Source organism: Rhodothermales bacterium, from assembly GCA_040221055.1.
Lineage (GTDB): Bacteria > Bacteroidota > Rhodothermia > Rhodothermales > UBA10348 > 1-14-0-65-60-17.
In genome coordinates this window covers 321482-342854 of record JAVJVN010000014.1, presented here as the reverse complement: position 1 = coordinate 342854, position 21373 = coordinate 321482, and the positions used below count along the sequence as shown (strand labels likewise).

The 21373-nt window shown below is 61.6% G+C and carries 20 protein-coding genes; 7 read left to right on the top strand and 13 right to left on the bottom strand.

The window, feature by feature from the left end:
* Positions 1 to 3 precede the first annotated feature (3 nt).
* Positions 4 to 3330 (bottom strand): DNA polymerase III subunit alpha, encoded by a 3327-nt coding sequence (locus RIE53_09110; GenBank protein ID MEQ9104845.1) that lies wholly within the window; start codon positions 3328 to 3330, stop codon positions 4 to 6.
* A gap of 136 nt (positions 3331 to 3466) precedes the next feature.
* On the opposite strand from RIE53_09110, the gene RIE53_09105 reads away from it, so the two are divergent.
* The gene (locus RIE53_09105) at positions 3467 to 3670 is read left to right on the top strand and encodes a cold-shock protein (GenBank protein ID MEQ9104844.1); all 204 of its coding nucleotides are present in this window, start codon (positions 3467 to 3469) and stop codon (positions 3668 to 3670) included.
* Positions 3671 to 3698: 28 nt separating this feature from the next.
* On the opposite strand, the gene RIE53_09100 is transcribed toward RIE53_09105, so the two are convergent.
* The 5 genes from RIE53_09100 to RIE53_09080 all read right to left on the bottom strand — a co-directional run bounded on the left by RIE53_09100 (position 3699) and on the right by RIE53_09080 (position 8124).
* The gene (locus RIE53_09100) at positions 3699 to 4340 is read right to left on the bottom strand and encodes a hypothetical protein (GenBank protein MEQ9104843.1); all 642 of its coding nucleotides are present in this window, start codon (positions 4338 to 4340) and stop codon (positions 3699 to 3701) included.
* Positions 4341 to 4374: 34 nt separating this feature from the next.
* Positions 4375 to 4905 (bottom strand): protein tyrosine phosphatase family protein, encoded by a 531-nt coding sequence (locus RIE53_09095; GenBank protein ID MEQ9104842.1) that lies wholly within the window; start codon positions 4903 to 4905, stop codon positions 4375 to 4377.
* 20 nt (positions 4906 to 4925) lie between these two features.
* Positions 4926 to 6176, bottom strand: coding sequence for an aminotransferase class V-fold PLP-dependent enzyme (locus RIE53_09090; protein ID MEQ9104841.1), 1251 nt, complete (start codon positions 6174 to 6176; stop codon positions 4926 to 4928).
* Positions 6177 to 6256: 80 nt separating this feature from the next.
* A complete protein-coding gene (locus tag RIE53_09085) occupies positions 6257 to 7315 on the bottom strand; it encodes a histidine kinase (protein MEQ9104840.1) in 1059 nt (352 codons plus the stop codon).
* Between the two features lie 44 nt (positions 7316 to 7359).
* Complete coding sequence (locus RIE53_09080; GenBank protein MEQ9104839.1) at positions 7360 to 8124, bottom strand: LytTR family DNA-binding domain-containing protein; 765 nt, start codon at positions 8122 to 8124, stop codon at positions 7360 to 7362.
* A gap of 232 nt (positions 8125 to 8356) precedes the next feature.
* Here RIE53_09080 and RIE53_09075 point away from each other — a divergent pair, with 232 nt between their 5' ends.
* The gene (locus RIE53_09075) at positions 8357 to 8725 is read left to right on the top strand and encodes an ACT domain-containing protein (GenBank protein ID MEQ9104838.1); all 369 of its coding nucleotides are present in this window, start codon (positions 8357 to 8359) and stop codon (positions 8723 to 8725) included.
* 5 nt (positions 8726 to 8730) lie between these two features.
* Here the strand turns inward: RIE53_09075 and RIE53_09070 are convergent, their stop codons facing one another.
* Complete coding sequence (locus RIE53_09070; protein MEQ9104837.1) at positions 8731 to 9516, bottom strand: ZIP family metal transporter; 786 nt, start codon at positions 9514 to 9516, stop codon at positions 8731 to 8733.
* A gap of 92 nt (positions 9517 to 9608) precedes the next feature.
* Between RIE53_09070 and RIE53_09065 the strand changes: the two genes are divergently transcribed.
* Together RIE53_09065 and bla are read left to right on the top strand one after the other, a co-directional pair.
* Positions 9609 to 10802, top strand: a complete 1194-nt coding sequence (locus tag RIE53_09065; GenBank protein ID MEQ9104836.1) for a 6-bladed beta-propeller — start codon at positions 9609 to 9611, stop codon at positions 10800 to 10802.
* Positions 10799 to 11755 (top strand): subclass B3 metallo-beta-lactamase, encoded by a 957-nt coding sequence (bla, locus tag RIE53_09060; GenBank protein ID MEQ9104835.1) that lies wholly within the window; start codon positions 10799 to 10801, stop codon positions 11753 to 11755. The genes RIE53_09065 and bla overlap by 4 nt, the downstream gene beginning before the upstream one ends.
* Positions 11756 to 11769: 14 nt before the next feature.
* On the opposite strand, the gene RIE53_09055 is transcribed toward bla, so the two are convergent.
* On the bottom strand, positions 11770 to 12291 hold the full coding sequence (locus tag RIE53_09055; protein MEQ9104834.1) for a GNAT family N-acetyltransferase: 522 nt from the start codon (positions 12289 to 12291) through the stop codon (positions 11770 to 11772).
* Positions 12292 to 12294: 3 nt separating this feature from the next.
* Positions 12295 to 12579, bottom strand: coding sequence for a DUF1778 domain-containing protein (locus RIE53_09050; GenBank protein MEQ9104833.1), 285 nt, complete (start codon positions 12577 to 12579; stop codon positions 12295 to 12297).
* Between the two features lie 86 nt (positions 12580 to 12665).
* Here RIE53_09050 and RIE53_09045 point away from each other — a divergent pair, with 86 nt between their 5' ends.
* Together RIE53_09045 and RIE53_09040 are read left to right on the top strand one after the other, a co-directional pair.
* A complete protein-coding gene (locus RIE53_09045) occupies positions 12666 to 13472 on the top strand; it encodes an endonuclease/exonuclease/phosphatase family protein (protein ID MEQ9104832.1) in 807 nt (268 codons plus the stop codon).
* Positions 13473 to 13476: 4 nt separating this feature from the next.
* Positions 13477 to 14334 (top strand): hypothetical protein, encoded by an 858-nt coding sequence (locus tag RIE53_09040; protein MEQ9104831.1) that lies wholly within the window; start codon positions 13477 to 13479, stop codon positions 14332 to 14334.
* Positions 14335 to 14468: 134 nt separating this feature from the next.
* Here RIE53_09040 and RIE53_09035 read toward each other — a convergent pair whose 3' ends face one another.
* Positions 14469 to 16136 carry a M1 family metallopeptidase gene (locus RIE53_09035; GenBank protein MEQ9104830.1) on the bottom strand — a complete coding sequence of 556 codons (1668 nt, stop codon included), beginning with the start codon at positions 16134 to 16136 and terminating at the stop codon, positions 14469 to 14471.
* Between the two features lie 19 nt (positions 16137 to 16155).
* A complete protein-coding gene (locus tag RIE53_09030) occupies positions 16156 to 17988 on the bottom strand; it encodes a CocE/NonD family hydrolase (protein MEQ9104829.1) in 1833 nt (610 codons plus the stop codon).
* Between the two features lie 199 nt (positions 17989 to 18187).
* Here RIE53_09030 and RIE53_09025 point away from each other — a divergent pair, with 199 nt between their 5' ends.
* Positions 18188 to 19153 carry a calcium/sodium antiporter gene (locus tag RIE53_09025; protein MEQ9104828.1) on the top strand — a complete coding sequence of 322 codons (966 nt, stop codon included), beginning with the start codon at positions 18188 to 18190 and terminating at the stop codon, positions 19151 to 19153.
* Here RIE53_09025 and RIE53_09020 read toward each other — a convergent pair.
* On the bottom strand, positions 19143 to 20912 hold the full coding sequence (locus RIE53_09020) for a DUF885 family protein (protein MEQ9104827.1): 1770 nt from the start codon (positions 20910 to 20912) through the stop codon (positions 19143 to 19145). The genes RIE53_09025 and RIE53_09020 overlap by 11 nt on opposite strands.
* Positions 20912 to 21334 (bottom strand): OsmC family protein, encoded by a 423-nt coding sequence (locus tag RIE53_09015; GenBank protein MEQ9104826.1) that lies wholly within the window; start codon positions 21332 to 21334, stop codon positions 20912 to 20914. The genes RIE53_09020 and RIE53_09015 overlap by 1 nt, the downstream gene beginning before the upstream one ends.
* Between the last annotated feature and the right edge of the window lie 39 nt (positions 21335 to 21373).

Below are 21373 nucleotides of genomic sequence, written 5' to 3'. Positions count from 1 at the left end.
GCATCAAAGTTGCGATCTGCCCGCCGACCCCACCCGTTTGACGTGTTTGTCTCGGCCGCCGCCCATGGATGGGTGGCCCTCGTAGCCGCCCAGAATGCCGTCGAGCGCCCAGGCGTGCTGCACGACCAGCCCCCGCCAGTTGCCCATGACCTGCAGCTGCCCCCGCACGATCATGGCCGACTGGCTGAAAATATGCTCCAGGGCATCCAGCACGGTGGCATAGATGACCGTCTGCACGAAGCCGGTTTCGTCCTCCAGCGTGAGAAACATGACCCCGTTCGCGGTCTTGGGTCGCTGGCGGAGCATGGCAATGCCCGCCACCGTTACCACCGGGCCGTCCCGGGAATCGTTGCGGGCTCCTTCCGTACTGCCCACCCGGCCCAGGTCGAAGCACGAGGCAATGGGGCGGATTTCGTATTCGTTGAGCGTGCGCCGGGCCAGCGCCATGGGGTGGATGCGCGCCGCGTGGTGCGATTCGTAATCCCATGACAGGCGTTCGTCGAGCGTCAGGGACGGCAGGTCCGGGACGTCGTCCTCCGTGAACGGCGGCAAATCAAACAGCAGGTTCGCCCGGCGCCGGCCCGGCGTAGGCAGCTTCTTGTGGAGCAGCCCCACTTCCCAGAGCGCCCGGCGGCTGTCCCCCGCCAGGCCGTCGAGCGCGCCCGATCGGGCCAGGTTCCGGAACTGGTCGAGCGTGAGTGGCACGCGCTCGTACAGATCCCGCACGCTGGTGTACGGCCCGTTCAGCCGCTCCCACACGATGTCGCGGGCACTTTCCTGCGTCACGGTCTGGACGGATGACAAAGGCTTCCGGATGGCCAGCTCAGTGGGCACCGGCCGCGCCGGCGGACGCGCCGCACGGTCGGCCGCCTCGCCATCATGCCGCGTGCGCCCGGGGTCCGGCTTCGGCACCCATTCCAGGTCGTAACGGGCCATGGACCGGTTGATGTCCGGCAGCAACGTCCGGACCCCGAACCGCCGCGCCTCCTCCTCCAGCGTCATCAGATTGTACATGCCGGGCCGGTGCTGCATGAACGCCGCCAGGTAGGCCGCCGTGTGGTGCCGCTTCAGGTACGCCGACTGGTAGACGGTCTTCGCAAACGCCGCCGCGTGGCTGCGGCAGAAACCGTATCCCACGAAATTGGCCACGTTCTCGAACACCGCCGTAGCCGTTTCCCGGTCCACGCCGTTCTTCATGGCCCCCGCCACGAACCTGTCGCGCATCCCCTCCATTTCCCCCGGATCCCGGAATTTGGACATGAGACGCCGGAATTCATCGGCCTCTTCGAGGGACATGTGGGCGAACTTGTGCGCCACCTCCAGTACCTGCTCCTGGTACACAATGACGCCGTAGGTGTCACGCAGCAGCGGCTCCATGAGCGGATGCGGATAGGTCACGGGCTCCAACCCCCGCCGCCGCCGCACAAATGGATGCACCATGCCACTCTGCAGCGGCCCCGGCCGGAACAGCGCGATCTCGTTGATGAGATCCTGGAAGTCCTCGGGTTGATGCTGTGCCAGCAGGTGCAACTGTCCCTGCGACTCGATCTGGAACACGCCGAGCGTTTTCGATGCGCGAATCATGTTGAAGGTGCGGATGTCATCGAGCGGCAATTCGTCGATATCGGGTCCGGGCGGCGTGTGCCGCTGGATGAGCTCATCGGCCTCACTCAGCGTGGCGAGCATGCGCAGGCCGAGCACATCGAACTTGACCAGCCCCAGCGCCTCCACGTCGTCCTTGTCGAACTGCACCACCTTCACCCCGTTGGCCGATACCTGCACCGGCGTGAATTCGGACAGCGGCGTGCGCGAAAGGATCATGCCGCCCGAGTGCAGCCCCAGGTGCCGGGGGGCTCCCATCAGGTCCTGCGCCATTTCCAGGAGCTTGTCCAGGAGCGGACTGGCCCCCACAATCCGTTCAAGCCGCACCCGGTGGTCGTCCGGAATCCGGCTGCCGTAGGGCGGCACGGCCTTCGAGAGCCGGTTCACCGTATCCATGGGCCACCCGAACGCCTTGGCGACATCCCTCACCGCCGAGCGCACCCGGTAGGTAATGAGCGTGGCGGTCATGGCCGTCTGCTCCATGCCGAACCGCTCCTCCATCCAGGCAATGATTTCGTCGCGGCGGTCGGAATCGAAATCCACATCGATGTCGGGCGTGCCCTTCCGGCCAGCGTGCAGGAAACGTTCGAACAGCAGTTTGTTGCGCACCGGATCCACACCGGTTATGCCCAGCAGATACGCCACAATGGAATTCGCCGCCGAGCCCCGCCCCGCACACCGGATGCCGAGCTCCCGCGCCTTGTCCACGATTTCGTGGACCACCAGGAAGAACTCGTCCAATTCCAGCCGCCCGATGACGTCGAGCTCCTTCCGGAGCTGTACGGCGGCCTTTTTCCGTACGTTTTCGGCATTCCTGGGGCTTTCTGGATACCTCCGGGCGAACGCCTCCCGGCAGAGCGAATGCAACCAGGCGCGGGCCGTGTGCGGCGGCGGAACGGCCGCGGCCGGTGGCGTGATGTAGCCCGGAATGAGGTCCAGCGTGCAGCGGTCGGCAATTTCCTGCGTCCGCAGGAAGGCCTGTGGATATGGAATGAGCTTCTGCAGCGCACCCGGTGCGCGCAGGAACGCCTCCGCGTTCCGGGGGCGCTCCGGGTGGTCGTCGAAAATGGTGATGTTGTGGCGGATGCACGTCATGAGGTCATACCGCCGGTACTCCTCGGGACGGGCGTGCAGCGCCGCCGCCGTAGCTGCCAGGGACACACCGGTTTCCCGCGAGAGCCGCTCGAGTACGGCCATGCGCCGACGGTCGCCCGGATGCACATGCGTGGCTATTTCAATGGACAGCCGATCCCCGAACAGGCTGTGCAGGTGTTGGACCCAGCGGAACGCATCCTCCCGCTTCAACCCGTCAATCAGGCCGTAGAGATGGCTGCCGTAGGCGCCTGTCAGGCAGAACAGGCCCTCGGCATGCTGCATCAACTCCATCAGGGTCACGCTCGGCGCCTCGCGGCTGCGTTGGTGGGCGGCCGTGAGCATGCGGTTCAGGTTCGAAAAGCCCTCCTGGTTTTCGGCAATCAGGACCAGCGGCTGCTCCTCGACCGTCACCTCGGCGCCGAAAAGCGGCTTGATTCCCACCATTTTGCACGCTTTCTGGAAGCGTACCGCCCCATACACGCCGTTCCGATCGGTCAGCGCCAGCGCGCGGACACCCTGCCGATGGGCTTCTGCCACAAGGGCTTCCGGCGGCGATGCGCCCGCCAGGAAGGAGAACCAGCTGCGCGCGTGGAGGTGCGCGAACGGGAGAGGATTTCGGGATGATGCGGGCATATGTGCAACTTATGTGCACCTGCCCGCCGAGTCAATATGTGCAAGGAGAATGGCGATATACGACGCCTCTTCGCATTTCCTACCGCTGCTGAGGACTATACTATCTGTTCATTCCAAGATTATTTGAAGGAACAGCATGAGCAGCGGAAAAGTGAAGTGGTTCAACCCGGACAAGGGATTTGGTTTCATTACGCCCGACGACGGCGGCAAGGACCTTTTCGTCCACCACTCCGAGATCAAGACGGGCGGCTTCGCCACGCTTGATGAAGGACAAGAGGTTGAGTTTGAAGTAGGCCAGGGCCAAAAAGGACCTTGCGCCAATAATGTGGTCCCCGTCTGACACCTTGTTTTGAGGGTTGCCTTTGAGGCTAATGCATGCCGTGCGGATTTCCGGATCGTGAGACCAACCGACCTTCGTTCCATTCGCTGCGCACCAAGACAGACCCGTCGGTAGCATACTGTGTCCACGTACCCGTCCGGGCACCGGCATTGAAATGGGTTTCCCAGCGCTTGCGGTCGGTCCCGAACCACCACGTGGTGGCCCCGTGCTCGGTACCTCGGGCATACTCCGAGGATAGCAGGATTTCTCCGTCGGTCGCATAGATCCGCTGCACGCCATGCATCTGGCCGTCCTCATACGCAAAGTGGGTCCTCAGCGTACCGTGACGGTCCCATCGTTTGAACGGACCGTGGAATCGTCCATTCCGGTAATAGGTCTCTCCCTGCATGGACCCGTCTTCAAAAAACACCTTCTGCGCCACGCGCTCGCCGGCGTCGAAAAAGACCCGATAGTCTACCCAACCCGCATCGTGTCGGTGCACCCACTCCCCGTCACGTCGGCCATTGACCAGTTGACCGGTGAGTGGACCCTGCACCACATCACCTGTGAAGGGAGTGGAAGAGCCAGCGGCGTACAGGACGCCATCCCGGTCTTCGAGCGAAGAGAGCTCGGTCTGAGCCCGCACGGTACCAGGCTCGGCCAGGAAAGCGATGACAATGAGCGCGGCCATGCACCGTACGGCCATTCGAATGAATGTCATCTCGTTACCTCCCCTCTCCGAATTCAACCTTTGCTTTTTCAATGAGCGCAGCCCACGCCGGCGACCCATTCGGATCCCAGATCTTTTCCATGTCTGCGCGGGCGGACGCTTCATCGACTCCTTGTATTAACGTCCGGTACAGATACGTAAACACCGTCGCGCGCATGTTCGCCGCACAGTGAACGAACGTTCGCCGGCCTTCATTGGCCTTCATCATGTCAAAAAAGACCGTCAAATCCTGAAGGGATGGCTCCCGGAAAGAGACCGGAATGTTTAGAAAGGTCAGCCCTTCCTGCACGACCAGGAACCCTTCCAGAGCATTCGCCGATTCGCTCACGGGAGCCAGGTTGACGACGACCTCAAACCCGGCCTGCCGCAAGGACGCGACTTGGTCATAGGGTATCTGTCCGGCGGACGACAGCATGTCGTCGTATTCAATGTAGTTGAAGACGGTAGCGAGATCGGCCTCCGCCATTCGCACGGCGTCGTCGGATTGGGCCATGACGATCCCGGGCGTCAAAAGGCAGAGGAGCATGGTAAGCAGCGAGGCAGGTTTCATATACCGTATCGGATTATGGGTTCAAGGATGGACGACAGGTGGTCGAGTTCGTCGAAGGTGTTGTAGATGCCAGCGGAGACACGAATCCCGCTCACATTCTCTTGCCTGATGGGCCGAACGCGGATGCGATGCCGGTCCCACAGATGATTGCGGAGAGCGAGTGGATCGATTCCGTCGATGGAAATGGTGGCGAGGGCGCCGGCTGCATTGGTATTTGTAAGCAAACGGACGCGGTCATAGCGCAGGACGTCGCCCAGCCAGTAATTCCGCAGGGTTACGAGCCGGTCGCGCTTGCGCTCCGACCCGATGGCTGCGTGGAAGGCCATGGCATCGGCCAGGGCAAGGATCCTGGCCGGCGGCGACGTGCCGATGTCCTCGAATTTCCGGATATCGGACGATGAAGAGGCATCCGACGACATGAGGGACCAAATGTCTGCAATCCGGTCTTTCCGGACGTACAGTGCTCCGGTACCCTGGGGGCCCATCATCCACTTGTGCAGGCTCGTCGCGAAGTAGTCGCAGTCCAGGTCATCCATGGTGAAAGGCAGGTGCCCGAACGTCTGCGCGCCATCGACGAGAACGGGCACGCCACGGGCGTGCGCCTCATCGGCGATGGCGCGCACCGGTAAGACCTGACCGGTCAAATCCACCATGTGACAACACATGACGAGCCTGGTACGGGGGGTTATCGCCCCCACGATCGCCCCGACCAGATCTTCGGGATTGGCCAGCGGAACAGGTACCGGGACTTTCCGGACCACCACGCCATCGCGCCGGGAGCGCTGCTCCCATGTGCGCAACATGCGCGGATAATCATGCATCGTGGTGACGATTTCGTCACCCCGATCCAGGGACAGTCCGAATTGCACGGTCTCCATGGCTTCCGACGTATTACGCATGAAAGCCACTTCATCGCCGGTGCATCCCAGGTGACGTGCAAGTTGATCACGGACGGCTTCAATCTGGGGCGCCACCTGGCCTTCGAAGGCGTAGAATGGACCACGCTGGGCCTCTGCCATGATGGCGAACTCGGCCTCCTGCACCACACGGGGAGACGGGCACACACCGCCGTTGTTCAAATGGATAATGCTTCGCTCAACCGTGAATGCGCGCTGCACAGACGCCCAGAATGCATCCTCGTCGGCTCCGGATGGCAGTGGTCGCGCAAATGACTTCAGGGGCCCGGGCATCGCTGCGAGCAGCGTTGCTCCCAAAGAGCGCTTCAAAAAATGTCGGCGATCGACCATGAATATTCCGGATGATTCACCGAAGCATACCCGCCCCGCCACGCAACAGTTGAGCGATAGTGACCAGTGGCGGCCAACCGTTACGGGCCGACCTGGACCGGGGACGGCATCCGGCAGGGAAGTACCATGTCGACGAAGAAACCGCCGCCGGTCCCGGGTCCGGCATCCATGGTGAACGCGGCTCCGTAGAGACGGCTGAGCCGCTCGTGCAGGTTGGCGAGGCCAACGCCGGTCGACATGCCACTATAAGACTCCGACGGTCCCTGCCCGTTGTCCTCGACCCGAAGCCGCAACGTGCCCTCCAGCGACCGTCCCATGATCCGAACGGTTCCGCCCCGACTCCCGCCCGAGAAACCATGCTTGATGGCATTCTCGACAAGGGGCTGGAAAAGGAAGCCGGGTACCAGACAACTTTCGATACCTTCCTGGATGTCCATATCGATCTTCAGGCCATCCCCGAACCGGAGGCGCTCGAGCGCCACGTATTCTTCCAGGAACTTGAGCTCCTCCCGCAACCGGACCTCGGACCGACCACTCCGCTCCAGGGCCGTCCGGACCAACATACTCAGCCTGCTCAGCATGCGATCGGCCAATGCCGCATCCTGATGCATGAGGGCGGAAATACTGTTCAGCGCATTGAACAGGAAGTGCGGATGGAGTTGGGTCTTCAGTATCTCCAGCCTGACGGACGCCAACTCGGCCTCCAGCCGGGCGGCGTTCAGAAGGTTTCGTTGGGCATCGTCGTACATGCGGGCCCATTGCGCGGCGATGGCCAGACACCAGTAGACGAGGGAGTCGAGCAGAACTGACGCCGTTGTGTGATCCAGGATGGTGTCCAGGAGCGAGTCATGGACACCGGCAAACTGCGGTACCAGCATGCCCACAACCTGAACAACAATGTGGGCGGAAACGGCAACGAGTTGTCCCAGAAGGAGCATGCCGAACGGCCCGGCAAACCGGTGGCGTCGAACCGGATGGCGCCACGACCACTCGAAAACGAATGGTGCAAGGCATGCCCAGGCATACCACAACACCAACGGCCACATGAGCATGTCCAGGAAGCGGACATCGTGTCCTTGCCGCATGCCATACTCAAAATAGTCCTGGAACGTGGATCCAAGCACAATGACGGTAGCCACGACGGCGGACACGACGAAGACGCGGATATGTCGCTGGCGGGATGTCACCGGAAGCGTTCCAGCGCGGAGCGATAGGACCGGCTCAACGTCAGCCGGGCCCCGGTTTCGAGGCGAACCTCATACTCCCCATTGTACGTAGGGTGCATTTTCTGTACCCGATCCAGATTGACGATGGAAGATCGGTGGATACGCAGGAATCGCCGGCTGTCGAGCCGTCCCTCTATATCCTTCATGGTCTGTCGGAGGAGGTGACGCTTTTGCCCCACATGCAACACCACGTAGTTCCCTGACGCCTCGATCCAATCCACGTCGTCGGCCTTCACGAAAACGATCTGGTTGGTTTCCTTGATCATGAATCGCTGGACCGGCGCGGCGCGTGATGCATCTTCCGTCACGAGTGCTTCCAGCCGGGCATTGATCTGGCGCAGACTGTCACTCCCGACACGGGCAACAACCCGGTCAACGGCCTGGTCGAAGCGGTCGGGATCGATCGGCTTCAGGAGGTAGTCGACCGCATGGACGGTGAATGCCTCAATCGCGTATGCGTCGTACGCCGTGCAAAAAATGACGGGTGGCATGTGTTCCGCGCCGATCTGGCGCACCACATCGAGCCCCGTCAGTTCCGGCATTTCGATATCCAGGAAGACGACGTCGAATTGATGATCCTGCAAATGGGTGACCGCCTTCCGGCCATCGGACACTTCGTGCGTTACCACAAGATCGTCGCGCTTGCCGGCCAGCATGCGGATCCGCTCGCGCCCGAGCGTTTCGTCGTCGACAACCAGTGCACATAGAGTGTGTTTTTGCATGCGCATTATGCGTACGTCACACCGTAATGTTGCCAAAATGATGATGAGTTGCCCGCAGGCTGGGACGAACCGTTGCTCCGGCGTGCACCCGCCCGCCGAGTCAACATGTACGGATTACAACTCCCGGAGGATGGGGATCAAAGCGTGGAAGCGAGACGCATACCGGAAACTTCCCGCTGGCCGGCGCATCTTTCCCGTTCCTGGTCCAGCCGCCACCTGACTCACGGCCGAAATGAAAACTGCACTTGAGCCCTTTCTGCACGAAGGGACGTTCGTATTCGCATGTGTCCAGGACCCGGATGTTGCACGGAGCTTGCATCCTGTCGCCAGCATCCTGGAGTCGGAGGGGGTGACCGTGGTGGTTCCAGAGGCCGTAGCCCTTCGCGAAGGTCTGGAAATCCTGTTCCGCGCGGCGTGGATTTCGCTCCGGATGCCGTCCGACCTGGATGCCGTTGGACTCACGGCGGCGTTCTCAGCGGCTCTGGCCAATGAAGGTGTAGCCTGCAACGTGGTGGCGGGCGCCTTCCACGACCACATTTTCGTACCTGTGGACGCCGTCGGCACGGCACTGCACGTCCTGAAAGGCTTGACGTTCGACTGAGTCGCCTACAACCCCACGGCCCGACCCAGAAGGATCATCAGGATGACGCCGCCCATGAATGCGGCCGCGACACGGCCTTTGGACGTCTGCTTCAGGGCGTCCGGCAGGAGATCGGCAACGACCAGGTAGACCATGGCTCCGGCGGCGAAACCCATTCCCGCCGGCAGGAGCGGTTCAAACAACCAGATGAACCAGGCGGCCAGCGGCGCAAAAACGGGCTGCGGGAGACTGGTGAACAGGGCCCAGCCCATGCACGCCCAGACCGAGACCCCATTGGCCCTGAGCGCCAATGTGATGGCGATCGCTTCCGGGATATTGTGCACGGCCAACGCAGATACCACCGAATATCCGAGACCCAACTCCTGCGAACCGAACGCCACCCCGATGGCCACACCCTCCGGGGCCGAATGCACCGTCATGGCCGCCACGATCATGAGCGACTGCGCCCCTCCTGTCCTGCGGAGGTTCATGAGGTCGAACTTCGGATTGTCCCGAATCCACCGGGATGCGGCCGCATACATCAGCGATCCTGCCGCAAGGCCTGCGGTGACCTCCCACGCCTCCAGGCCCGGAGTGCGATCCAGGCCCTCCCCAACCAACTGGACCAGACTGGCCGCCGCCATCATCCCGGCTGCCGCCGCCGCCATCGTCCCGGTCACCTTGTCGGACAGGTTCTTGATGACAAAAAACGGCGCGACACCGAATACCATGGAGACGTCGGCCAGCACCGCCGCCACGAAGGTCGTTATGAGCAACTCCTGCAGTTCCATGCGGTCAAGATAGGGTGGCAAGGGAAGTACAGAAGCCGGATAATTGATGATTCTGTACTTTGCCGACCCGTCGTGGGCACGAACCAGAATCGTTTCATCATCCCTGGACCGCCATGCACACCTCCCGATGGATCCAATCCGCAGTGCTTTTCATGTTGGCCGGGACGCTGGCATGCACGATCGTTGCCTGTGGAGGTGACGCCTCCGGACCCGACTCGTCACTCGGCGAATGGGGCGAACCCGCCACGCTGACCGAAGACCTCCGCATTGGCGCGTTGGAAAGCGATGAGGACGCCTACATGTTGGGGCGCATAACGGAGCTCGTTCCCGACGGTGAAGGCGGAGTCTACGCGTTCGACGACCGCGTACCCGCCATCCGTCACTTCAATGCTGAGGGCACCTACATCAAAACGATTGGTGCCAAGGGATCCGGGCCCGGTGAGTACGAAGACATCATCCTGGGCATGGACCATCTGCCGGACGGACGCCTCATTGTCCGGGATCCCCGCAACCGCCGATTCACGATGTATACCCCGGACGGGGAGTTCTCCGAGCAATGGGGACTGGATTCGGGGTTGTACACGTCAAGGGCCATGTACGTGGATCGGCAAGGACAGGTCTATGCCCGGATTGTCACATCGAGGCCTCAGCAAGACCAGCCCTTCGAAACGGGACTGCTGCGTCTGGATGGTAATGGGCTTCCGGTCGATACGCTGCATGCGCCGAGCATGCCCGGAGATGAGCTGCCACCGTCCGGCTTCTTCAGTGTCGGTGTGGATTGGGACCTGCATCCCGACGGATACGTCGTGGTCGGTCGAAGCGACGCTTATGCCATCGAACTTCGAAAGCCGGAGGGTACGGTCGTCTTGTCGCGGGACCTCGAACGCGTCGAACTCAATTCGGAAGAACGAGCTGAATGGGAAGCCGTTCGGGAGTGGCAGATCGAAACGCAAGGACAGTTCATGTCCCAGCTTCCACCGCCTACACCCTCCGTGAAGCCGTTCTACCGGACCATCTATTCCGGCAAAGATGGAAGTATCTGGGTCAGGCGCTACGTAGAAGCAGTGAAGCACGATCGGGCAGGCGAGCCCGCGCCACCAGAAGGCGCTCCGCCACCGCGAACCTGGCGAGAGCCCGTCGTGTACGATGTGTTCCAGGATGACGGTACGTTTCTGGGCGAAGTCCACGTGCCGGAGGGCGTGTCCCTCTGGACGTACAATCTGGACGAAATCTGGGCTACAACGAGCGGCGAAATGGGCGAAACGTATCTTGTGCGGATGTCCCTTTCCATCCCGGATCGTTCATGATCATATGCCCATCGGCCGAATGGCCCGCCCACATTCGTTCGAAGCTGGCCCGTGACCTGGCAATGGTTGCGGCCCTTCTGGTTCTCTCTTCTTGTGCACCCGAGGTTCCTTTTTCTGAACTGACTCAGCCCTATTCCGCGGATGATTGCGGTGCGTGTGCCGGGTGGAACGAGCCCCAGGAGCCGTTCAATATCCATGGCAACACGTGGTATGTCGGGACGCGGGGGCTGGCATCCATCCTCATCACATCCGATACGGGTCATGTCCTGATTGATGGCGGGCTCCCGGATTCCGCACCTCTCATTCTCGAAAATATTGCCGCGCTGGGATTCCATGCAGAGGATATCGGGCTCATTCTCCACTCCCACCCGCATTTCGATCATGCCGGTGGCATTGCCGCGCTGCAGCAGGTCACGGGTGCGCGTGTAGCCGCCGTGGCGGCGGGTGCCGCTGCACTCCGGGCGGGCAATGCGGGCCCGGACGACCCGCAGTTCGCCATTCATCTGGCATTTCCGTCGGTGGCCGACGTCGAGACGGTTTCCGAAGGTGATCCCGTACGTCTGGGCGACCTGGAACTCGTACCGTGGCTGACCGAAGGTCATGCGCCGGGCGGAACCACGTGGAGTTGGTCGTCCTGCACGGACGCCACCTGCCTGGATATCGTCTATGCGGACAGCCAGACCCCGGTGTCGGCCGACGGTTTTCATTTCACCGGCAGTGCCGGGCTTCCTGCCTTCGAACGGGGCTTCCAGTCACTGGAGTCCCTGTCATGTGATATCCTGGTGACGCCGCATCCTTCGGCCTCCTCATTCTGGGATCGGATGGAAGGCGCCGAGCCGCTCATCGACCGGGAAGCCTGCCTTCGATATGCCGAAGCAGGCCGTACCCGTCTCGCGCAACGATTGGAGGAAGAATCCCGTACCAGCAATCCGGCTGAAAAACCGAACCCCTGACGGGCAGACGTGCCCTACCCGAAGAGCGCCTGAACCGTCTTCATGGTCAAATACATGTGGAGTGGATGGTCGCTGAGCGGGGCGAATCCGTAGTGGCGATAGAATTCCCTGGCCTGCGTTGATTTGGCATCGACTTCAATCGCGTAAATGCCAATGTCCTTCGACACACCCAGCGAAATACGGAGCGCATCGATCAACAAATGTGCACCGACTCCGGTGCCGCGCGCAGCCAAACTTGTCGCCAGACGACCCATCCGGACAACGGGAATCGGATAGTTGGGCAGGCGCCGAGCCTCCTGCTCAGGCAATTCGCCACACGTGACGTGACCAGACGAAAGCGAATAAAAGCCCAGGATTTCGGGGCTGTCCCCCCGCACGGCCACACGGGTCACGCTAATCCCCAGTCGTTCATTCTGTCTGGCGTAGGCCTGAATGTATTCGTTCAACGGCTCGACGCCGCAATCGAATCCTTTTCGATTGTGCCGGGGTGAGAGTTTTTGGATGCGGAGAGGGGCCGTTTGGAGCGAATCCAGCATGTCCTATTCTGCTACCTGCTCCCGGTACGCCCTGAGGGCGTTCTTCAGGTGCTCATTCGGCGCGGCGTCTTCTGCCAGGAGGGCCGAAAACCGTTCCCAGTCGGCCAATGAAAGCTCCGTGACATGGTTCTCCCGGATGATCCGGTGGGCATCGTCCAGCGCCTTTGACAGGACGTACGACGTTACGGACTCGCCCACGAGGGACGCCGCCATTTCAATGACGGATTTCTGATATTCTGTGGCGCGAAGTTCCATTCGGGCCGTTTTGGGTGCGTCTTCGGGCTTCATGACATCAGACCTTGTCCTTTTGTACGGTATTTTGCCGTACAATTATATCCCATGCCATCTATACGGTTTCCGAAACGTCGTCACCCATGAGTATTCGTACTACCACTGCCCCTTTTGTCGTCTTGCTGATCCTTGTGCTCTCGGCGTGCGGCGCGGAAACGCAGCGGCCGCCCCAACCGGCCCAGCCGTCGGCCGACACCGTCCGCGTCCTCGCCTACAACATCCATCACGGCGAGGGCATGGACGGCGTCACGGACCTGGAGCGGATTGCCGCGCTCATCCGGGAGGTCCAGCCGGATCTGGTCACGCTCCAGGAAGTGGACAGCGTGGTCGAGCGGACGGGCGGCGTGGACCAGGCGACCGTCCTCGGCGAACTGACCGGTATGGCGCCGGTGTTCGGGGAATTCATGCCCTACCAGGGCGGCAAATACGGGATGGCACTGCTCTCCGCATGGCCGATTGTCGCGACCGAAAACATCCGCCTGCCGGACGGGGATGAGCCCAGAACGGCCCTGTCTGCTGTTGTCGCATCGCCCGAAACGGGCCGCGAACTCCGCCTGGTCGGCATCCATTTCTACCGCACCGAAGAGGAACGCCTGGCACAGGCGCAGGAGCTCGAGGCGCATCTTTCGGAAGAAACCCGGCCCACCATCCTGGCAGGTGATTTCAACTCCGAACCCGGCGGAACGGTCATGGGGTGGTTGGCGGAGCGCTGGCATATCGTGCCCAAAGGCGACGACAACCTGACGTTTTCGTCGTTCAATCCGGTCAAGGAAATCGACTTCATCCTGCTGCGCCCCCGGGACGCGTTCGAAGTCATCCGGCACGAGCTCCTGGACGAGCCCGTCATTTCGGATCATCGGCCGGTCGTCATCGACTTCATCCTGCGCTGAACCCATGACCGTCGCCGTTTCATGGCCCACCATGCTCCTCTACGCGTTCGCCCTGGTGCTGCTGCTCGGGGTGGGTGCCCTGCTCGCGCTGCGCTGGATGGATGCCCGAGCCGACCGCGCGGAATGGCAGCGCCTGCGGGCAACGCAGCCCGCTGTGCCCGCCCTGTTCACGCCCGACATGGTCGCAGACCTGCCCGAACCGGCCCGCCGGTTCTTCCTGTTCGCCATCCAGCCGGGTACGCCACTCCGCACCGTGGCCGAACTCACCATGGAAGGTGAATTCAGTCTGGGGACCCGGGAAAACCCCGCTTACAAGGTCATGCGCGCCAACCAGATCCTGGCCGCACCGCATGGATTCGTATGGAAACTGACCCTCCCCGGCCCCGTCCCCATATCCGGGTCCGATGCCGGGACCTGGACCCGATTCCGGATCCTGGGATTGATTCCCGTGGCCCGCGCAGGCGGCTCCGAGGATCATGCCCGCTCAGCGTTTGGCCGATACGTTGCGGAAGCCGTTTTCTGGACCCCCGCGGCGCTGTTGCCGGGACCGGGCGTTTCGTGGGCGGCCGTCGACGCCAACACCGCTCGCGTGACCGTCACCCACGGCGGCTTCACGCAAGCCGTGGATGTCGCGGTGGACGTCGACGGCCGCCCACATCGGGTTTCGTTCATGCGCTGGACCAATGCCAATCCGGAGAACGTCTTCCGGTTGCAGCCGTTCGGGGGCCTGCTCTCGGATTTCCGGAACGTGGACGGATTCATGCTGCCCTTCCAAGCCGACGCCGGCAACCACATTGGAACAGATGACTGGTTTCCCTTCTTCAAGGCAAAGATCACCGCCATCCGTTTCCCCGCGCCGTAGCGCCGGCCGCCCCTTATTCACCCCTCCTGACCATTGGCGAGCCGGACAGCCTGCGCTCCGAAGTCCTTGCTGTCGTATTACATGTATTCCCACGCCCTACCGGACTCTGGTCGGACATTCGTATGGCGGATTGTTCAACGTGAATACCCTGCTTCAGCGGCCTGAACTGTTCGCACGTAGTAATTCTTGTCTACGGTGACCGTGCCGGATGCATCCATGCGCATGGACTGCCACGTCGTAGTTGGTACCAGGCGGACCGATTGCCCCTCGTCGACCCGGATTTCGATGGGCATATTGAACCCCTCGACCACGTCGTCCCACTTGTAGGCCAGCATGTTGCCGTCCCATTCCGTTTTCAATAACGGAATGCGCGTATCGCGAAGATACTGGTCAAAGATGGGCGCGAGGTCCAGGCCCGACTCCTGGATCATCCACGACTCGATTTGCTCAGTCGTGACCGTCTGATGCCAGAACGTTTCGTTCAAACCTCGAAGCATGCGTCGCCAGTGATCGTCGTCGCCGAGCACCGTCCGGATGGTGTGCAGCATGTTGGCGCCTTTGTAGTACATGTCCCCGGACCCGGCAAAATTGACATCGTACTCTCCGATTATCGGACGGTCATTGCGGATATTGGAGCGGGTCCCGATCACGTATTCGGCACTCGCCTCGGTCCCGTACCAGTAGTCCACAAACAGATTTTCCGAATAGGCTGTAAAGCTCTCATGTATCCACATGTCCGCGATGTCGCGGTAGGTGATGTTGTTGGCGAACCACTCGTGACCCGATTCATGGATGATGATGAAGTCGAATTTGAGCCCCCAACCTGAACCGCTCAGGTCTCGGCCCCGGTAGCCGTCCTGAAAACCGTTTCCGTATGTGATGGAGCTCTGATGCTCCATTCCCAGATAGGGCACTTCCACCAGTTTGTACCCGTCCTCACGGAAGGGATAGGGTCCAAACCAGTGCTCGAAGGCCTCCAGCATCCGATGTACATCACGGAAATGGAGGCGGGCCCGATCCTCATTCGGGCGAAGCACATGGAACGACAGATCGAGCGGGCCCGCCTCACCGTCGTACACCTCGTGCCACGATGCGTAATCTCCGATATTCACATTCACGCCGTAGTTGTTGATGGGGTTCGATACGAACCAATGGAACGTCGTCCATCCATCATCCCGCGTATCCTGGCTTCGCAGTCTCCCGTTCGAGACACCCATGAGCCCCGGTGGCACCGTCACACTCACGAGCATGCTGTCTGCTTCATCGTACATGTGATCCTTGCATGGCCACCAGACACTCGCTCCAAGACCCTGACACGACGTGGCCACGAACGGATTGCCCAGTTCATCCTGTGCCCAGCTGAATCCGCCATCCCAAGGTGCATTCTCGGCGGGCTTGGGGATGCCTCCGTAGGAAAGCACCACACTCCGGACTTCACCGACTACCTGGGGTGCCACCAGGTCCAGCCAGTACACGTTACCGTCGCGGGTGAACGACAGGGCGCGCCCGTCCTGCTCGGCGTGTCGCAGCTCCAAGGGTGCTTGGAGATCAATTTGCATGCGAGAAGCCGGCTCCAGAACCCTGTAGTGGATGGCGTTCCGCCCTTCAAGGGATTTGCCTTCCGGGTCCACAGTGACGTCCAGATGGTAATAGGTGAGGTCCCACCATGCCCTCTCGGGCGTGATGGACCCGCGCAACGAATCCTGTTGCGTAAACGATGGTGCGGTCCACGGTGCCCGTTCCTGTGCACAACCGGTTTGTGCGAGCAGAAGGCCGGTAAACAGAACGATCAGCGTCTTCATGTACGGCACCTGCCGAGTCTTATTCCGGAATACGATGCAGGGTAATCCGCGAGGCTTGACCTGCCGCACGGTGCAGCGAATGGGTAGCCGACTGGAAGGCACTTTCGTCCGCCGTATAGATGTCCGTGAACGTCTGCGGGTTCATGTCGACCAACGGAAACCAGCTGCTTTGTACCTGCACAAGCATTCTGTGGCCGGGCTTGAACGTGTGCAGGATATGCGGTGTACTGAACGACACCCGGGCGACCTGTCCGGGAATAAAGGGCTCCGGAGCAGACATGCTGTTCCGGAATTTCCCCCTGAACACTTCGGCCCGCACGAGCATCTGGAATCCATCCGGATATTCGTCAATCACCTTCACTACGAAATCGGCATCCGTGCCGGTGGTGGACACGAAAAGTTCGACATCCACGGGGCCTGCAAACGTGGAGGGCATCGTCATTTCCTTGGACGCGAACGTCAATACGTCTTCCCGTCCCTGGAGGAAGCGCTGGTCCTCGACCATGTACTCACGGGACCGGGCTATACTTCGTTCACCCGTGTATGGCACGGGATTGGCGGGATTGCTTACCCAACTGTCCTTGCCCTCGACTTCGACGGGCACCTCCGTTTTCAACGACCCCTCGGGTCCGAACCAGAAGGAAACGGGCGTGGCATCGGGCGGCGGCCATGCGTCGAATTCCCGCCATGCGTCAGTGCCCGAACCATAGGCCATGACTTCCGGCAGACCCGCGTTTCCCTTGCCTTTGAGCTGCTGGTTGAACCAGGCCAGATCAATATTCTCCTGATAGTACAGGGATGTCTTCTGTCCGAAACCCACTGCTCCCAGGCTGTCCCCATCGGCACGTACCCAACCTCCGTGATACCACGGACCCAGAATCAGTTTGTTGTCGATCCCGGGATTGCGGGCCTCCGTGCTTTGGTAGATCGCGATCGGACCATACGGATCCTCGGCGTCAAACAGACCCGCGACGGTGAGCATGCTCGAGGTCACATTCTCCATGTGCGGGACAATATTGCGTGCTTGCCAATAGGCATTGTAGGTGCCGTGCGTCATGAGTGAATCCCAGGAGGGAACCTGGTTGTGGAAATACCGCTCGTTGGCATTTTTGATTGGCCCGAGCGCCTGGAAGAACTCGTAGGCCGAGTCGGTCCCGAAATCAAAGGCCGGCTCCCGTCTGGCCTGGGTGGGTGTGGGCTCTATGTGGTCGAACCGGTAGAAAAACCGGAATGCATCCTGCAGGAAGAACGCTCCATTGTGGTGGAAGTCGTCTCCAATGAACCAATCTCCTATGGGTGCCTGAGGTGAACTCGCCTTCACGGCCGGGTGGGTATCGATAACACTGGCCGCAGCATAGAAACCCGGGTAGGAAATGCCCCACAGGCCGATTTTCCCATTGTTCGGGTGTACGTTTTCCAGCAACCATTCGGCCGTATCGTGCATGTCGCTGCTCTCATCCGGAGGCGTATCCGGCCTGTTTCCCGGATGGTTCGGCGTCATGTTGGTGAATGTGCCCTCCGACATGAATCGTCCCCGGACGTCCTGGTAGACAAAAATGTAGCCTTCCTCAGCAAACCGGGGTGTTCCGTTGGGCCCCACATGGTTCAGGTATTCACCCGGTTCGTATGGGCCGGATCCGTACGGTGACCGTCGGATGAGAAACGGATAGTGCTGCGTGGTATCGCGCGGGGTATAGATGGTCGCAAACAGATGCACCCCGTCGCGCATGGGTATCTGGACCTCTTTCTTCGTGTAATTCGCCTCAACATCGAAATCGATCGTATCGGGGCGATCGTCTCCGGCAGGCCCGCAGGCCTGGAGAAGGAATACCAGAATGAGAACGTGCTTCATGATGTCCGCCGTATTATTGACCATTGCATCCAGTGTACGATGCCTGCAAAGTCGATGCCGTGAGGGAAACCCTCACGGGCGGCCGTCGACGCCGGCAACCCCATTGGAACAGACGACTGGTTTCCCTTCTTCAAGGCAAAGATCACCGCCATCCGTTTCCCCGCGCCGTAGGACCGGCCGCGTACAACCACCCGCACCCATGCTGACCGCCCTCTACATGATCCTCGGACTCGGACTGCTCGTGGCGGGAGCCGAAGGCTTGGTCCGGGGCGCCTCCCGACTGGCCTCCGCCATGGGAATTCCGTCGCTGATCATTGGTCTTACGGTTGTCGCGTTCGGTACGAGCGCACCGGAGATGGTGGTGAGCATCCTGTCCAGCGTCTCGGGCCAGGGCGACATTGCCGTTGGCAACGTGGTGGGCAGCAACATCTTCAATGTGCTCTTCATCCTGGGCGCGAGCGCCTTGGTTGCTCCGCTGGTCGTGTCTTCGCAGCTCGTAAAACTGGATGTCCCGGTGATGATCGTCCTGTCCGTGGCCACGCTGGTCGTCGCGTGGGACGGGGCCATCGACAGGTTCGAGGGAGCATTGTTTGTGGCCTCCCTTGTAGCCTACACCCTGTTCCTGGCACAGAAAGGTCGGGCGGAAACCGCGGCGGCTGTCTGCCCGGGGAGCACGTCCGACCCCATGGACGACATCGTTCGGGAGCCGGCCCACCCCCTTCGCAATACCCTCTTCGTCCTCGTCGGCCTCGGCATGCTGGTGCTCGGCGCCCGAATGTTCGTGACGGGAGCCGTGACGGTCGCCCAGTGGATGGGCGTGGATGAACTCGTCATCGGGCTCACCATCGTGGCCGCAGGCACGTCCTTGCCCGAGGTGGCCACGTCCATCGTGGCGACCCTCCGGGGCGAGCGGGACATTGCCGTCGGCAACGTCGTGGGCAGCAACATCTTCAACATCCTGGCCGTGCTCGGCGTGTCCAGCCTGGTCGCGGCCGAGGGGCTCGGCGTATCGGCGACCGCCCTCCGTGTGGACCTGCCGGTTATGGTGGTCACGGCGATGGCCTGTCTGCCCATCTTCTTCAGCGGATACGTGATTTCGCGCCGCGAGGGGTTTCTTTTCCTCGCGGGCTACGTCGCGTATCTCCTGTACTACATCATTCCATGAAGCGCCAGCGCGTGGTGTAGTCGGGAGTGAGGGGCTCGGCGGTGAGTCGGGCGCGCACCATCTCGACGGGCATGCTGCCCCCCTTCATGATGGCGTCGTGGAATTCCCGGTCCGTCATCTGTCCGGAGTCCACCAGCTCCTTGTGCAGGGCCCGGAATTGGATGCCGCCCATCATGTACGCCACCTGGTACAGGGGCGGATACGATCCCGCGAACGAGCGTCGGACTTCGGCCTCGGCGTTGGCACGTTCGTGACCGACACGGTCCACCAGAAAGTCCACGGCCTCCTGCGGCGTCATGCGCTCCAGGTGGAAGCTGAGCGAGAAAATGATGCGCGCCGCCCGATGCATCCGCCAGAACAGCATGCCGATTTCGTCCTCGGGGCCGCGCGGGAAGCCGGCATCCCACAACACCATTTCCCAGTACAGCGCCCACCCTTCCGTCCAGAACGGCGTTCCGAACGCGCTCCGGTGGTCGTTGAACCGGCGCGTCATGAACTGCTGCAGATGGTGTCCCGGAATCAATTCATGATGCACCGTGGCCCGGTTGAAGTGCGGATTGTTGCCCCGCATGCTCATGAGTTTCTCGGCATGGGTCATCTCGTCCGTCGGATACGATATCTGGATGGTCTCCCCGCCCAGGAAGAACGGCGCCACGCGTTGGCGTTCGGGCGACATCATTTCCATGCGCCAGACCTCGTGGGCCAAGGGCGGCAGCGTAATCCAGTCCCGCGCTTCGATGAAGTCGATGGACTGCCGCTCCAGGTCCAGGACCACACCCGGCTTCTCCCCGGGGTCGACGGCAAGCTGCTTCACGGCCTCCTGGGCGGCCTTCCAGTCGTCGCCGTATCCCATGCGGCGCGACGCATCCTTGAGCGCGTCCTCCATCCAGGCGAATTCCGCCTCGGCAATGGCAATGAGCTCATCGGCCGAATACGGAATCATCTCCCGCACCAGATGCGCCCGCAGGCCCTCCTCGCCGATCGGATCACCGATCACGGGCCCGTTCACGGCATCGCCCACGAACCGCTTCCGGATGGCTGCGGCGTGGGCTTCGAGCGCCGCCTGCACGCGTGCATACGGCTCGGGGACCCACCAGGTGAAAAGCGGATCGTATCCGTCGAAATACCGGTTCCAGGATTCAAGGATGCGCGACAACGTTTCTACATGGGCCGCGGCCCGCTCCGCGTCAACGGCTTTCGGCGCCGGGTCCACGGCGCCTCCACTGTTCAGATGCGCCACGAGGGCCTCGATCTCGCCAGCAACCCGGTCCAGCAGGTCGGCGGTCACCCGGGCGTCCACGGATAGCCGGTCGCGCCGCGCTTCCTGCAGGCGCTCCAGGTCGCGAGCGTACGGCATGAGGGGTGCCATGCGCGCGACGGTCTCCGCCTCTTGCCGGAGCAGTTCCCGCTGAAACTCCATCTCGTTGCGCAGCAGGATGTAATCGATCTGCCCTTCGCGGTTCAGCGCGTTGAAATCCAGCGCGGAGAGCTGTTGCAGCCAGTCCCCGTAGAAGGCGTCCATGCGCTCCCGCCGGACGGGCGACAGCGGAACGTCATACCGGCGGAGCAGCGCGCTCCGGTCCTCCTCGTACCGGTCCACCGCCACGCGGAAATCACTCTGCGTCTGACTGAATTCCACGAGGGCGGCCAGTTCCGGCGGCGAGCCGAGCCCGTCCTGGGCGGCAGCGGTTCCGGCGGTGGATCCGGCGAACAGGACCAGTGTGAGGATGCGCAACGAGCGGCGAAGGGTTCGAGCCATCAGACCAACCGTGCGTCGAGGGTAATGTCCGCATTCAGGACTTTCGAGACGGGACAGCCCTTCTTGGCATTGTTGGCCGCCGTGTTGAACGCGTCCGGGTCGGCGCCGGGAATCCGGGCCTCGAGGTCCAGGTGGACGGCCGTGATGGCAAATCCGCCTTCTCCTTTTTCCAGGGTCACGGTGGCCTTCACGTCAATCTGCTCCGCCGTCATGTCGGCAGCGCCAAGCTGTCCGGAGAGGGCCATCGCAAAGCAGCCGGCGTGCGCTGCGGCAATGAGTTCCTCGGGATTCGTGCCGATGCCGTCCTCGAACCGGGCGCTGAAGGAGTACTGCGTGTCCGAAAGGACGCCGGTTTCTGTTGAAATGGTTCCTTTTCCGTCCTTGATGCCGCCTTTCCAGACGGCCGATGCGTGGCGTTTCATGGGATTACCGTTTATTGGTTTATTGATGTTGATGCAAAG

What these genes read in the sequence shown, in the direction of transcription:
- RIE53_09030 (MEQ9104829.1), bottom strand. Translation starts at nt 17,988, where the DNA reads ATGAAGCACGTTCTCATTCTGGTATTCCTTCTCCAGGCCTGCGGGCCT.
- RIE53_09080 (MEQ9104839.1), bottom strand. Translation starts at nt 8,124, where the DNA reads ATGCAAAAACACACTCTATGTGCACTGGTTGTCGACGACGAAACGCTC.
- RIE53_09040 (MEQ9104831.1), top strand. Translation starts at nt 13,477, where the DNA reads ATGACCGTCGCCGTTTCATGGCCCACCATGCTCCTCTACGCGTTCGCC.
- bla (MEQ9104835.1), top strand. Translation starts at nt 10,799, where the DNA reads ATGATCATATGCCCATCGGCCGAATGGCCCGCCCACATTCGTTCGAAG.
- RIE53_09090 (MEQ9104841.1), bottom strand. Translation starts at nt 6,176, where the DNA reads ATGGTCGATCGCCGACATTTTTTGAAGCGCTCTTTGGGAGCAACGCTG.
- RIE53_09015 (MEQ9104826.1), bottom strand. Translation starts at nt 21,334, where the DNA reads ATGAAACGCCACGCATCGGCCGTCTGGAAAGGCGGCATCAAGGACGGA.
- RIE53_09065 (MEQ9104836.1), top strand. Translation starts at nt 9,609, where the DNA reads ATGCACACCTCCCGATGGATCCAATCCGCAGTGCTTTTCATGTTGGCC.
- RIE53_09020 (MEQ9104827.1), bottom strand. Translation starts at nt 20,912, where the DNA reads ATGGCTCGAACCCTTCGCCGCTCGTTGCGCATCCTCACACTGGTCCTG.
- RIE53_09110 (MEQ9104845.1), bottom strand. Translation starts at nt 3,330, where the DNA reads ATGCCCGCATCATCCCGAAATCCTCTCCCGTTCGCGCACCTCCACGCG.
- RIE53_09095 (MEQ9104842.1), bottom strand. Translation starts at nt 4,905, where the DNA reads ATGCTCCTCTGCCTTTTGACGCCCGGGATCGTCATGGCCCAATCCGAC.
- RIE53_09105 (MEQ9104844.1), top strand. Translation starts at nt 3,467, where the DNA reads ATGAGCAGCGGAAAAGTGAAGTGGTTCAACCCGGACAAGGGATTTGGT.
- RIE53_09035 (MEQ9104830.1), bottom strand. Translation starts at nt 16,136, where the DNA reads ATGAAGACGCTGATCGTTCTGTTTACCGGCCTTCTGCTCGCACAAACC.
- RIE53_09055 (MEQ9104834.1), bottom strand. Translation starts at nt 12,291, where the DNA reads ATGCTGGATTCGCTCCAAACGGCCCCTCTCCGCATCCAAAAACTCTCA.
- RIE53_09025 (MEQ9104828.1), top strand. Translation starts at nt 18,188, where the DNA reads ATGCTGACCGCCCTCTACATGATCCTCGGACTCGGACTGCTCGTGGCG.
- RIE53_09045 (MEQ9104832.1), top strand. Translation starts at nt 12,666, where the DNA reads ATGAGTATTCGTACTACCACTGCCCCTTTTGTCGTCTTGCTGATCCTT.
- RIE53_09100 (MEQ9104843.1), bottom strand. Translation starts at nt 4,340, where the DNA reads ATGGCCGCGCTCATTGTCATCGCTTTCCTGGCCGAGCCTGGTACCGTG.
- RIE53_09050 (MEQ9104833.1), bottom strand. Translation starts at nt 12,579, where the DNA reads ATGAAGCCCGAAGACGCACCCAAAACGGCCCGAATGGAACTTCGCGCC.
- RIE53_09075 (MEQ9104838.1), top strand. Translation starts at nt 8,357, where the DNA reads ATGAAAACTGCACTTGAGCCCTTTCTGCACGAAGGGACGTTCGTATTC.